General features: G+C 74.0%; 12 protein-coding genes. 9 read left to right on the top strand and 3 right to left on the bottom strand.

The window, feature by feature from the left end; all coding sequences use genetic code 11:
- Window positions 1-97: 97 nt before the first annotated feature.
- The gene (locus tag AMK13_RS07840) at window positions 98-1,183 is read right to left on the bottom strand and encodes a pyridoxal-phosphate-dependent aminotransferase family protein (RefSeq protein WP_074001644.1); all 1,086 of its coding nucleotides are present in this window, start codon (window positions 1,181-1,183) and stop codon (window positions 98-100) included.
- A 136-nt stretch (window positions 1,184-1,319) separates the two neighbouring features.
- On the opposite strand from AMK13_RS07840, the gene AMK13_RS07835 reads away from it, so the two are divergent.
- The 8 genes from AMK13_RS07835 (at window position 1,320) to AMK13_RS07800 (ending at window position 9,823) form a co-directional block, all read left to right on the top strand.
- Entirely contained in the window at window positions 1,320-2,411 is a 1,092-nt protein-coding gene (locus AMK13_RS07835) for an amidohydrolase family protein (RefSeq protein ID WP_074001643.1), read from the top strand.
- Window positions 2,412-2,574: 163 nt separating this feature from the next.
- On the top strand, window positions 2,575-3,252 hold the full coding sequence (locus tag AMK13_RS07830) for a uracil-DNA glycosylase (protein ID WP_049659571.1): 678 nt from the start codon (window positions 2,575-2,577) through the stop codon (window positions 3,250-3,252).
- 278 nt (window positions 3,253-3,530) lie between these two features.
- On the top strand, window positions 3,531-4,598 hold the full coding sequence (locus AMK13_RS07825) for an SCO1860 family LAETG-anchored protein (RefSeq protein ID WP_338016255.1): 1,068 nt from the start codon (window positions 3,531-3,533) through the stop codon (window positions 4,596-4,598).
- Between the two features lie 253 nt (window positions 4,599-4,851).
- The gene (gene glnII / locus AMK13_RS07820) at window positions 4,852-5,874 is read left to right on the top strand and encodes a glutamine synthetase (protein WP_074001642.1); all 1,023 of its coding nucleotides are present in this window, start codon (window positions 4,852-4,854) and stop codon (window positions 5,872-5,874) included.
- A 220-nt stretch (window positions 5,875-6,094) separates the two neighbouring features.
- Window positions 6,095-6,703: a hypothetical protein gene (locus AMK13_RS07815; RefSeq protein WP_074001641.1), complete on the top strand. Its 609-nt coding sequence runs from the start codon at window positions 6,095-6,097 to the stop codon at window positions 6,701-6,703.
- A 193-nt stretch (window positions 6,704-6,896) separates the two neighbouring features.
- The gene (locus tag AMK13_RS07810) at window positions 6,897-7,994 is read left to right on the top strand and encodes an LLM class flavin-dependent oxidoreductase (protein WP_074001640.1); all 1,098 of its coding nucleotides are present in this window, start codon (window positions 6,897-6,899) and stop codon (window positions 7,992-7,994) included.
- A gap of 71 nt (window positions 7,995-8,065) precedes the next feature.
- Window positions 8,066-8,659 carry a hypothetical protein gene (locus AMK13_RS07805; RefSeq protein ID WP_049656658.1) on the top strand — a complete coding sequence of 198 codons (594 nt, stop codon included), beginning with the start codon at window positions 8,066-8,068 and terminating at the stop codon, window positions 8,657-8,659.
- 96 nt (window positions 8,660-8,755) lie between these two features.
- On the top strand, window positions 8,756-9,823 hold the full coding sequence (locus AMK13_RS07800) for a cobalamin-independent methionine synthase II family protein (RefSeq protein ID WP_074001639.1): 1,068 nt from the start codon (window positions 8,756-8,758) through the stop codon (window positions 9,821-9,823).
- A 107-nt stretch (window positions 9,824-9,930) separates the two neighbouring features.
- Here the strand turns inward: AMK13_RS07800 and cobC are convergent, their stop codons facing one another.
- Together cobC and AMK13_RS07790 are read right to left on the bottom strand one after the other, a co-directional pair.
- Entirely contained in the window at window positions 9,931-10,977 is a 1,047-nt protein-coding gene (gene cobC, locus AMK13_RS07795; RefSeq protein WP_074001638.1) for an Rv2231c family pyridoxal phosphate-dependent protein CobC, read from the bottom strand.
- Between the two features lie 69 nt (window positions 10,978-11,046).
- Entirely contained in the window at window positions 11,047-11,514 is a 468-nt protein-coding gene (locus tag AMK13_RS07790) for a cobalamin biosynthesis protein (protein ID WP_074001637.1), read from the bottom strand.
- A 284-nt stretch (window positions 11,515-11,798) separates the two neighbouring features.
- On the opposite strand from AMK13_RS07790, the gene AMK13_RS07785 reads away from it, so the two are divergent.
- A complete protein-coding gene (locus AMK13_RS07785) occupies window positions 11,799-12,764 on the top strand; it encodes an alkaline phosphatase family protein (protein ID WP_079271938.1) in 966 nt (321 codons plus the stop codon).
- The last annotated feature ends 5 nt before the right edge of the window (window positions 12,765-12,769 follow it).

Raw genomic sequence — 12,769 nt, 5'->3', positions numbered from 1 at the left:
CGGCCCCGGGAGCTGTTCCCGGGGCCGCCGCCGTGCGTGGGTCAGGCCGTGACGGTCGCCGTGCGTGCGTCAGGCCGCGACGGTCGCTGTGCGCGCGTCAGGCCGCGACGGTCGCGTTCCAGGCGGCCTCGGCGGCGGCCAGGGCGGGCGCCGGGTCGGCCGAGGTGGCGGCGGCGAGGCCGGTGAGGCAGGCGCGGACGGTGTCCAGCGAGGCGGCCCGCCCGTAGTGGTTGACCCGCAGCATCGAGCCGGCCAGCGCGCCGCCGCCCGACTGGACCGGCAGGGCCGGGTCGAGGCGGGCGGCGAGGGCGGTCGCGTCGACGCCGTCCGGGGTGCGCAGGGTGGTGGCGACCGGGGCCGCGTGGGCGTCCTCGACGACGTACGGGGCCAGGGTGCCGAGCGCGCGGACGCCGGCCCGGGTGGCGGCCGAGGCGGCGCGGTGCCGGGCGATCACGGCGGGCAGGCCGTCGGCGGCGATCCGGTCCAGGCAGGCGCCGAGCGCGAGCATCTCCAACTGGGCCGGGGCGTGCGGAAGTACGGCGCGGCCGGCGTCGGTCCAGCGCTCCTTCCAGTCCAGCAGCGAGAGGTAGGAGCGGCGCGGGGCGGCCGGGTTGGCGGCGATCCGCGCCCAGGCGCGCTCGGAGACGGACACGGCGGAGACGCCGGCCGGGCCGCCCATCGCCTTCTGGCCGCCGATGACGCACAGGTCGACGCCCCACTCGTCGGTGAGCACGGGCTCGGCGGCGACGGAGGCCACCGCGTCGAGCATCAGCAGCGCGCCGTGCTCGCGGACCACGGCGCCGATCTCGGCGACCGGGTTGGTGTTGCCGGTGGCGGCCTCGGCGTGCACCAGGGAGACGAAGTCGATCTCCGGGTTCGCCTCCAGGGCCGCGGCGACCTGCTCGGCGCTCACCGCGCTGTCGAAGGGCACGGCCAGGTCGACGACCTTCGCCCCGCAGGAGCGCAGCCAGTTGCCGAAGGTCTGCCCGTACGGGCCGGTGACGACGTTGAGGGCGGTCGAGCCGGGGTGCGCGGCGCCGCGGATCGCGGCCTCCAGGGGCAGCAGCGCCTCGCCCTGGGTGACGATCACGTCGGCCCCGGTGTGCAGCAGGGCGGCCACCTGGTCCTCGATCGCCGCGAACTCGGCGGCGCTGAGCGGGGGCAGGTCGAGGAAGGGACTCACGTCGGTATCGCCTTTCGCGGGGTTTCGCGGGAGTCGCGCGGGGGCCGCGCGGGGGTCGTGCGGGGTGGGGGTGCGGAAACGAGTCTGCCGCATTGTGACTGCTTACACGGAACCCGCCCGTCGGTAGAGTGCGGCCATGAGCGATGGCGCGGTGCTGCACGTGCGGGGTCGGGTGCTGGTCGGTCCGCAGGACGTCCGGGACGAACTCTGGGTGGTGGACGGCCGGGTGAGCTTCACCCGCCCGCCGACCGCCGGGGACGTCCGGACGGTGACCGGCTGGGTGCTGCCCGGCCTGGTGGACGCGCACTGCCACGTCGGCCTGGACGCGCACGGCGCGGTGGACGCCGAGACCAGCGAGAAGCAGGCGCTCACCGACCGGGACGCCGGCACCCTGCTGATCCGCGACGCCGGCTCGGCCGCCGACACCCGGTGGATCGACGACCGCGAGGACCTGCCCCGGATCATCCGGGCCGGGCGGCACATCGCCCGCACCCGCCGCTACATCCGCAACTACGCGCACGAGATCGAGCCCGGCGACCTGGCCGCCTACGTCCGGGCCGAGGCCCGCCGCGGGGACGGCTGGGTGAAGCTGGTCGGCGACTGGATCGACCGCGACCGCGGCGACCTCGCCGCCTGCTGGCCCGGCGACGCGCTGGCCGAGGCGATCGCGGCGGCGCACGAGGAGGGCGCCCGGGTCACCGCGCACTGCTTCTCCGCCGAGTCGCTGCCGGACCTGCTGGCGGCCGGGATCGACTGCGTCGAGCACGCCACCGGCCTGACCGAGGAGCTGATCCCGGTCTTCGCCGAGCGCGGGGTGGCGATCGTGCCGACCCTGGTCAACATCGCCACCTTCCCGGACCTCGCGGCCGGCGGCGAGGCCAAGTTCCCGGCCTGGTCGGCGCACATGCGGCGGCTGCACGAGCGCCGGTACGCCACGGTGGGCGCCGCGCACGACGCGGGCATCCCGGTGTTCGTCGGCACCGACGCGGGCGGCTCGCTGGCGCACGGGCTGGTCGCGGAGGAGGTGGCGGAGCTGGTGAAGGCGGGGCTGAGCCCGGCCGAGGCGCTGTCGGCGGCGAGCTGGGGAGCGCGCGCGTGGCTGGGGCGGCCGGGGCTGGAGGAGGGCGCGCCGGCGGACTTCGTGGTGTACGCGCAGGACCCGCGGGCGGACGTCCGGGTGCTCGCGGACCCGCGGCTGGTGGTGCTGCGGGGGCGGCCGGTCGGGTAGCCGCGCCGGGGGTTCCGCTGCGGGGCCGGGGAGGGTGTTCGGGCGGGGGCGCGGCCGGCTCCCGAGCGGCCCGTCGCTGGGGTGCCGCCGGCCCGTCGGGCCCTCTCGATCACATGATCATCCGCTGAAAGCCGTGTCGGTGTAGGCCGATAGGGTGGCGACCATGGCACCGCGTCCACTGAACGAGATCGTCGAGCCCGGCTGGGCCACCGCCCTGGAACCCGTCGCCGGACGGGTCGCCGCGATGGGCGACTTCCTGCGCTCCGAGCTGACCGCAGGCCGCACCTACCTGCCCTCCGGCCCGAACGTGCTGCGCGCCTTCCAGCAGCCCTTCGCCGACGTGCGGGTGCTGATCGTCGGGCAGGACCCGTACCCGACCCCCGGCCACGCCGTCGGGCTCAGCTTCTCGGTGGCGCCGGAGGTGCGGCCGATCCCGGCGAGCCTGATCAACATCTACCGGGAGTACGGCACCGACCTGGGCCTGCCGGAGCCGTCCAACGGGGACCTCACCCCGTGGACGAACCAGGGCGTGCTGCTGCTCAACCGGGTGCTCACCGTCCAGCCGCGCAAGAGCGGCGGGCACCGGGGCAAGGGCTGGGAGGCGGTCACCGAGCAGGCGATCCGGGCGCTGGTGGCGCGCGGCGGCCCGCTGGTGGCGATCCTGTGGGGGAGCGACGCCCGCAACCTGCGGCCGCTGCTGGGCAACGTCCCGTCGGTGGAGTCGGTCCACCCCAGCCCGATGTCCGCCGACCGCGGCTTCTTCGGCTCGCGGCCGTTCAGCCGGGCCAACGAGCTGCTGGTGCGGCAGGGGGCGCAGCCGGTGGACTGGCGGCTGCCCTAGGGCCTGTCGTCGAACTCGCGTCTGCGGGGCGCCGCCGGGGCACGCACCTCGCCGCGTTGTCGTCGGTCGCCAATGGCCCCCAGCCTTCGGCCGGGAGGTGCCCCCACCGCAGTGGCTCCCTCCTCCGCCTTGCGATGCACGCACCCCGACGCCGCCCCGCCCACCCTCCGGGCGGACGACGGGAGTTCGACGACAGGCCCTAGCAGAGATGGGTCAGCGCAGAACGCCAATCTCACTCCAACGGGTGAAATGACGTTCTGTGTTACTCATGTGACGGATTGTTCGAGAAGACTGGCGGCTCATCGTTTCATCTGTGTGGGGGTACCGCCTTGTCTTCTCGCCCGTCTTCGGCCTCGTCTTCGCGCCCGTCCGCTTGCCCGTCCGCTCGCCGAATCGTCTCCGCCGCCGCGGCCACCGCCGTGGTGGCGAGCTCACTGCTCACCGCCGCGCCCGTCCAGGCGGCCGAGCCCGCCCCGTCGTCGCCCGGTAAGGCGCGCGCCGTCACCGCCGAACTCGACCTGGACGTCAGCCTGTTGAACAAGGCGGTGGACGTCCCGGTGAACATCGCGCTGAACAAGGTGGAGTCGCCGGCGCAGCGCGACGGCTCGATCCTGACCGCCACGGTGGCCGGGGTGGACCAGACGGGCCCCGTCACCCTGGTCAAGGCGGACGTCGGCAAGTCGGTCACCCGCGTCGACGCCAAGGGCGCCACCGCCTCCGTCAAGCTGGTCAACGCCGACGTGCACGCCCCCGGCCTGCCCGCCACCGCGCTGCTCGGCCTGGAGGCGATGAGCGCCGAGGCCAGCTGCCCGGTGGACGGGCAGCCCACCGCCGACGTGGTCGCGCCGCTCAAGCTCAGCGTGCTCGGCAAGCCGGTCACCGTCGGCCTGTACGGGCCGACCAAGGTGGACGTGCCGCTGGTCGGCAGCGTCTCGGTGGAGTTCTCCAAGAAGACCGTCACCACGACCACCGCCGCCGCCTCCGCCCTGGAGGTGCAGGTGGAGGTGAACCCGCTCAACCTGAACGTCGCCAAGGTCACCGGGAAGGTCACCGTCGCCTCGGTGAGCTGCGAGAAGCCCTCCGGGCCGGCGGCCACCCCGTCCGGCCCGGCCACCCAGAGCGCCGCGCCCACCAGCGCGCCCGCCGTCGAGCCGGTCGCCGACACCACCGCCTCGCGCACCCCCGTTCCGCAGGCCGCGGTGGAGAAGTCGGAGAAGCTGGCCGCCACCGGCGGCAGCAGCGCCACCGGCCCGCTGGCCGCGGGGGCCGCCGCCCTGGTCGCGGGCGGGGCGGCCGCGCTGTGGGTCACCCGGCGCCGTCGCGCCGCGCACGCCCGCCGGCACTGACCGGGCGGCGGTACTGACCGTGTGGCTCCGCTGACCACGGGGTGGCGCTGATCATGCGTCGTCACTGAACGTACCCACGTCATCACTCATGGCACCCGGAACGGCGGGAGTGTCACCCCCGGCACTCCCGCACCGTGACCGTGCCAATGCGGACGGTTGGTTCACCTGCGCGTTACACAAGAGGAACAACCGGGAAACGGCGGCTTGCGACGCTACGCGGGCACCCACCACCCAGCAATGCGAGGGACACGCAGTGGCAATCAAGGCCGAGTACATCTGGATCGACGGCACCAAGCCGACCGCGAAGCTCCGTTCCAAGACTCGCGTCCTGCCCAACGCCGACAAGATCCCGACCTGGGGCTTCGACGGTTCCTCGACCAGCCAGGCCGAGGGCCACGCCTCGGACCGCGTGCTGGACCCGGTGCGGGTGACGCCGGACCCGATCCGCGGCGGCGACAACATCCTGGTCCTCTGCGAGGTCCTGGAGACGGACGGCACCCCGCACGTCTCCAACACCCGCGCCCTGCTGCGCGAGGTCGCCGAGAAGTACGCCTCGCAGGAGTCGATCTTCGGCATCGAGCAGGAGTACACCTTCTTCAAGGGCTCCCGCCCGCTCGGCTTCCCGGAGGGCGGCTTCCCGGCCCCGCAGGGCGGCTACTACTGCGGCGTCGGCGCCGAGGAGGTCTTCGGCCGCGAGATCGTCGAGCTGCACCTGGACCGCTGCATCGACGCCGGCCTGGCCATCTGCGGCATCAACGCCGAGGTCATGCCCGGCCAGTGGGAGTTCCAGATCGGCCCGGTCGACGCGCTGACCGTCTCGGACGACATGTGGATCGCCCGCTACCTGCTGTACCGCACCGCCGAGGAGTTCGGCATCGACGCCACCCTCGACGCCAAGCCGGCCCGCGGTGACTGGAACGGTGCGGGCGCCCACACCAACTTCTCCACCAAGGCGATGCGCGAGGGCTACGACGCCATCATCACCGCCTGCGAGTCGCTCGGCACCTCGCAGGAGAAGGTGCTGGAGCACGTCAACCAGTACGGCCACGACATCCAGTCGCGCCTCACGGGCAAGCACGAGACCGCCCCGTGGAACGTCTACAGCTACGGCGTCTCCGACCGTGGCGCCTCGGTGCGCATCCCGTGGCAGGTCGAGGTGGACAAGAAGGGCTACATCGAGGACCGTCGCCCGAACGCCAACGTCGACCCCTACGTCGTCACCCGGCTCCTGATCAACACCTGCTGCGAGGCCCTGGAGAAGGCCGGCCAGGTCTGATCCGCCGCGTCTCCTGAGCAGTCCGCCGGGCCTCCCCTCCACGCGAGGGGAGGCCCGGCGGCGTTCCGGTCGGCTCCGCGAAATCGGCGGACCAGCCGTTGAACTCGGCCGAGCGGGGCTCCCGTTGCTACCGGAGAGGGCCCGACGGGCGGGCGCCGGGAAGCGCTCGCGCGCCGACCGGTCGCCGCCCGCGGCCCGAACCGTTCACTCAGGAGCGTTCATGAAGAAGATCCAGGCGGCCCTCGTCTCCGCCGCCGCCCTCGCGGGCATCGGGCTGGCCGCGGCTGCGGCTCCCGCCTCGGCCGCCGGCGGGACCACCGCCACCACGCCGGGCGTGCCGATCACGGTGCCGGGTGTTCCCTCGCCGGGTGCGCCGACCACGGTGCCGGGCGCTCCCAGGCCGGGCGTGCCGATCACGCCGGGCAAGCCGGCCGGGCCGGGTGTGGCGCAGGGCCTCGCCGTCGAGCCGGCCGGTTCCGGGAGCACCCCCGTGCCGGGCGTCACGACCTGCAGCGACCGACTGTTCGGCGGCACGTTCTACTGCGGCGGCAGCTACGGCAGCGGGGCGACCTTCTTCGACTTCCGGGACGGCACCCGCCTGATCCTGGTGATCGGCACCAACCACGCGGTGTACACGCGGTCGACCATCGCCAACTCCACCAAGCTGACCGACTGGAAGTCCCTCGGCGGCACCATGGCCGGCAAGGTCGAGATCACCGCGGCGACCATGGGCGGCGCCTTCCGCATCGACGTGCCCGGCGCCGACGGCCGGACCTGGTCCCGGGCCCGGGACACCAACGGCAGCTGGACCGGCTGGACGGCGCGGTAGCGAGCCGGTTCCGGCCGGGTCTTGATCGGGGTGGGGCGGTCCCGGAGAATCGGGCCATGACTGCTCCGGACCGCCCCCTCCTCGTGCGCCGTCTGCACGTGGACCTGGGGCGGGTGTGGGCGGACGGGTGTCGCGGTCGGCGGGTTCCGTCAACCGACCGCAGGCAGTACCGGCCCCAGGAGTGTGTCCGTCCATGGCTCTCACCTTCCACTGGTTCCTCCCCACCAACGGCGACAGCCGGCTGATCGTCGGCGGCGGGCACGGCTCCACGCCCGGCACGGCCGGCTCGGACCGGCCGCCGAGCGTCGGCTACCTCGGCCAGATCGCCCGCAGCGCCGAGCAGTTGGGCTTCGAGGGGGTGCTGACGCCGACCGGGGCCTGGTGCGAGGACGCCTGGCTGACCACCGCGATGCTCAGCCAGGTGACCGAGCGGCTGAAGTACCTGGTGGCGTTCCGGCCCGGGCAGATCAGCCCGACGCTGGCCGCGCAGATGGCCGCCACCTACCAGCGGCAGTCCGGCGGGCGGCTGCTGCTCAACGTGGTGACCGGCGGGGAGTCCGCCGAGCAGCGCGCCTACGGGGACTTCCTGGACAAGGACGCCCGGTACGCGCGGACCGGGGAGTTCCTGGGCATCACCCGGCGGCTCTGGGCGGGGGAGACGGTCGACCACCACGGGCCGCACCTGCGGGTCGAGGGGGCGCGGCTGAACCGGCTGCCGGACCTGGTCCCGGCGGTGTACTTCGGCGGCTCCTCCCCGGCCGCCGGCGACGTCGCCGCCGAGCACGCGGACGTCTACCTGACCTGGGGCGAACCGCCCGCCCAGGTCCGGGAGAAGATCCGCTGGATCCGCGGCCTGGCCGCCGCCCGGGGCCGGACCGTACGGTTCGGCATCCGGCTGCACGTGATCACCCGGGACACCGCCGCCCAGGCCTGGGCGGAGACCGAACGGCTGCTCGCCGCGATGGACCCGGAGCGGGTGCGGGAGACCCAGCGGGCGCTCGCCCGGAGCGAGTCGGAGGGCCAGCGGCGGATGCTCGCGCTGCACGGCGGCTCGGCGCAGCGGCTGGAGGTGTATCCCGGACTGTGGGCCGGCATCGGGCTGCTGCGCGGCGGCGCCGGCACGGCGCTGGTGGGCAGCCATCGGGAGGTCGCGGACCTGATCTGCGAGTACCACGGGCTGGGCGTCGACGAGTTCGTGCTGAGCGGGATGCCGCACCTGGAGGAGGCGTACTGGTTCGGCGAGGGGGTGCTCCCGCTGCTCGCCGCCCGCAACCTGTGGTCCCGCCCGTAGCGGGCGCCCGCTACGCGCGTCGACCCGCAAACCGCTGGTCAAGCGCCCCCGCCGGACCGAGAATTCATGGCATGACCCAGCAGCCCCTGCTCCTCCTCGACGTGGACGGACCGCTCAACCCCTACGCCGCGCCGAAGCGGAGGCCCGAGGGCTACGCCACCCACCGGCTGCGCCCCTCCTGGTGGGTGGCGAAGCAGGAGCACCTGGCGGCGGTCCAGGCCCGGCAGGCGACCCGCGCCAGGCACGCCAAGCCCCCCGCCGTCCGGGTCAAGCCGCTGCGGGTCTGGCTCAACCCCTCGCACGGCGCGGAACTGCTGGCACTGCCCTACGAACTGGTGTGGGCCACCGGCTGGATGGGCGACGCGAACACCCACATAGGCCCGCACCTGGGCCTGCCCGAACTCCCGTACATCAGCTGGTCCGACCTGTTCGGCGAGGCGCGGGACGGGCTGCACTGGAAGACCAGGGACGTGGTCGCCTGGGCCGCCGGACGCCCGTTCGTCTGGGTGGACGACGAACTCGGCCCGCGGGACGAGGAGTGGATCGAGGCGAACCACCCAGGCCCGGCGCTCGCCCTGCACGTCAACCCCCGACTCGGCCTGCTCGCCGACGACTTCGCCACGCTACGGGATTGGGCGGAGGGGTGTGCTGTTCCAGGGGCGTGAACGGAGAAGGGTGGGGCGCGCGAGGTGTGAACGGTCGAGCGGAGTGCGCCGAGCGCCCCATTGTGCTCGGGGCGCCGCCCTTTCTACCGTCCCGTCATGACCATTCTCACGGAGCCCATCGGCAGCATCCCCCGGCCGAGCACTCTGCTGAACGCCCTGACCGAACACGCCGAGGGGCGGCTGTCCGACGCCGACCTGAAGAAGCTGCAGGACGAGGCCACCGCCGACACCCTGGCCAGGCTGGCGGAGCTCGGCTGCCCCGTCCTGGTGGACGGCGAGCAGGCGAAGCCGAGCTTCGTCACGTACCCCCTCGCCGGGCTGACCTCCCTCGCCGGGGACGGCGCCGTCATCCCCTTCGCCGACGGACACACCCGGCAGCTGCCGCGGCTGACCGCCGGACCCTTCCGGTACCGGGTCCGTGCCGAGACCTATCTGCGCGACGCCCTGCGGCACACCTCGCAGCCCGTCAAGCAGGCCGTCATCGCACCCTCCGCGCTCAGCCTGCTCTACCCCGCCGACGGCATCGACGGGTACTCGCGCGAGAACTTCCTGGAGGACCTGGCCGACGAGGCCGAGGCCGACATTCGCGGCTGCCTGGACGCGGGCGCCCACGTCGTCCAACTCGACTTCACCGAGGCCCGGTTGTCGCTCAAGCTGGACCCGTCGGGCACTCTGCTGGACGACTTCGTGGCCCTCAACAACCAGGTGCTCGACCGGTTCGCCGAGGAGGAGCGGGCCCGCCTCGGCGTGCACACCTGCCCGGGCGGGGACCAGGACTCCACCCACAGCCTGGACGTCGACTACGCCGAGCTGCTGCCGAAGCTCTTCCGGCTCAGGGTCGGCAACTTCTACGTGCAGCTGGCGAGCGAGGCCGACCCCGACCGCGTGCTCGCCGTCATCGCGGATCAACTCCGCCCCGGAATCCGGGTGTTCGTCGGAGTGACCGACCCGATCGACCCCAGGGTGGAGACCCCGGAGGAGGTGCGCGACCGGGTGCTGGCCGCAGCCCGGCACATCCCGGTCGACCAGCTCGGCACGACCGACGACTGCGGATTCTCGCCGTTCGCAGACGACGCCTCCACCTCGCGGGACACCGCCTTCGCCAAGATCGCGGCCCGCGTGAAGGGCACCGCCCTGGCGGCGGAGGCGCTCGGGCTCCAGTAGCGCTCGCCGGGTCGGCCGGGGGTGGGCTGTCGTGCGTCCGCCCGGCCGTCCGCCCGTCCGTCCGCCCTGACGGGAGGGCGGCCGGGGGTGGGCTGCTGTTGCGCCGGTCAGGCCGAATCGAGCACGGCCTCAAGGGTGTTGAGGAACCGGTCGGTGGTCGCCTCGTCCCGGACGGCGATCCGCAGCCACTCCTCGCCCAGCCCCGGGAAGGTGTCCCCGCGCCGGACGGCGAAGCCGTGCTCGCGCAGCCGCCGCCGGACCGCCGCCGCGTCGGGCAGCCGTACCAGGACGAAGGAGGCGGCCGGTTCGCCGTACAGCCGCACCGACGGGAAGGCGGCCAGGCCCTTCATCAAGTGCTCGCGCCAGAGCGCCAGTTCGGCCGCCGCCAGCTCCGCCTCGGCGAGCGCCGCCGGGCCGCTGCACGCCTCGGCGGCGGCCAGCGCCGGGGTGGAGACCGGCCAGAGCGGCTGGGCGGCGCCGAGGCCGGCGATCAGCGGTGCGGGCCCGAGCACGTAGCCGATCCGCAGTCCGGCCAGGCCCCAGGTCTTGGTGAGGCTGCGCAGTACGACGACCCGGCCGGGCAGGTCCCGGGTGGAGGCGAGGGACTCCCGCTCGCCCGGGACGGTGTCCATGAACGCCTCGTCCACCACCAGGGTGCGCCCCGGCCGGGCCAGTGCGGCGACGGCCTCGGCGGGGTGCAGCACGGAGGTCGGGTTGGTCGGGTTGCCGAGGACGACCAGGTCCGCCTCCTCGGGGACGGCGCCCAGCCGGAAGCCGTCCCCGGGGGAGAGCAGTACCCGGTGCACGTGGTGTCCGGCGTCCCGCAGGGCCGCCTCCGGCTCGGTGAACTGGGGGTGCACCACGACGATGTGACGTGGCATCAGGACACGCGCCAGCAGGACGAAGGCCTCCGCCGCCCCCGAGGTGAGCAGCACCTCCTCGACCGGGCGGGCGTGCCGGGCGGCCACGGCGGAGCGTGCGGCGCTCTGGTCGGGGTAGGCGGCGAGGTCGCCGAGGGTGGCCGCGAGGTGCTCGCGCAGCCAGGTGGGGGGAGTGCCGGTGCGGACGTTGACGGCGAGGTCGACCAGGCCGAGCCCGTCGGCGCGCACCTCGGCGTCGCCGTGGTGGCGCAGGTCGGGTTCGGGGGCGGTCACGCGGGGTCTCCTCGCTGGGTGGTGCGGCTGGTTCGGGTGGTCGCGACTGGTGGTGGACGTGATGCGGTTCTACGGGCCGGGTGGCACGGCGGGCCGCGGGTCGTCGCCGAGGTCGAGCGGTGCGAGCCGTCCGTGCGGCGCCGCCCGGGCGATCGCGACCGTGGCCCGCGCCGACTTCCGCTTGGTGACCACGAGCCGGCCCCCCGGCGCGCTCGCCAGCGCCGCGGCCTCGGCCACGCTCGCGGTGCCGACGGCCGTACCGACGGCGGCGGAGGGGTTCGGCACCGGCACGCCCGCGAGCGCCTCGGGCGGGTGCTCGTCCACGGGTACGCCGGTGAGGTGGTCGGCCGCCCAGCGCACCGCCGGGTGGTCCGCCTTGCCCGCCACGGTGGCCAGCCGGGCCACCTCGGAGCGGTCCAGCCCGGCCTCCCGGAGGGTGTCCGTCAGCAGCCGCAGCACCTCGGTCTGCTCGGCGCCGCTGCTCGCACCGATCCCGACCACCAGGGTGCGGGGGACGACGGCGACCAGTCCGCTCACGTGCCGCACCCTTTCGTCCCAAGCTCCGGTGATCCCACCACGCCCGGGCGGAACGGGTCAATCGCGGCGGGTGTGAGATCCGACGCCGGTGCCGTCGCCGCTCCCGACGCCCTTCCCGACGCCCTTCCCGATGTCTTTCCCGATGCTCTTGCCGACGCCGCCGGTCCGCCGGGGCGCGGCAGCTGTTCGTCTGTTCTTCACTTGTCTTGTGCGGTACACGTCACCGCGGCACTCCTACTGTTCTCGGCGCTCCCGCCAGGAAGCCCCGACATCCGGAGGACCCCATGGCCTTCGCACGACTGCGCACCCCCGGCACCCCCTCTTCCGCCGTCGCCCCCCTCCCGCGCCCCGGCCGCCGCCGGCCGCGCCTGCTCCGTCCGCTCACCGCGCTGGCCGCCGGCCTCGGCCTGGTCGCCGGCTCGCTCGGCCTCTGGGCCGCCGGCGGCAGCGCGGCCGCCGACACCGCCGCGGGCGCCGCCGCCGGCCTGCCCGCGCCCGACCACGTGGTCGTCGTCGTCCTGGAGAACCACGCCTACTCCCAGGTGATCGGCAGCTCCAAGGCCCCGTACATCAACACCACCCTGGTGGCCGGCGGCGCGACGCTGACCCAGTCCTACGCGCTCACCCACCCCAGCCAGCCCAACTACTACATGCTGTTCTCCGGCAGCTCCCAGGGCATCGTGGACGACGGCTGCGTGGACGTCGGCGCCCTGCAGCAGCCCAACCTCGCGTCCGAGCTGATCGGCGCCGGCCAGACCTGGGCCAGCTACAACGAGGGCCTGCCCGGCCCCGGCGCCACCGACTGCAGCAGCGGCAACTACGCCCAGAAGCACAACCCGTGGTTCGGCTTCGGCAACGTGCCCACCTCCAGCGCGTACGGCATGGACGCGTTCCCGAGCGACTACAGCACCCTGCCGAAGGTCTCCTTCGTCGTCCCGGACCTCTGCGACGACATGCACGACTGCTCCGTCGGCACCGGCGACTCCTGGCTCCAGGCCAACCTCGACGGGTACGCGCAGTGGGCGAAGAGCCACAACAGCCTGCTCCTGCTCACCTTCGACGAGGACAACAAGCTGTCCGGCAACCGCATCCCGACCCTCGTCTACGGCGCCCACGTCGCCCCCGGCAGCAGCACCGCCACCACGTACAACCACTACGACGTGCTGCACACCCTGGAGGACCTGGCCGGGGTCAACGCCCACGCGGGCAACTCGGCCGGCGCCGCCGACATCACCGGAATCTGGAACTGACGCCC

This window comes from Streptomyces sp. CB02056 (assembly GCF_001905545.1).
Taxonomy (GTDB): domain Bacteria; phylum Actinomycetota; class Actinomycetes; order Streptomycetales; family Streptomycetaceae; genus Kitasatospora.
The sequence above is the reverse complement of the archived record's forward strand: the minus strand, read 5'-3'. Positions and strand labels throughout refer to the sequence as shown.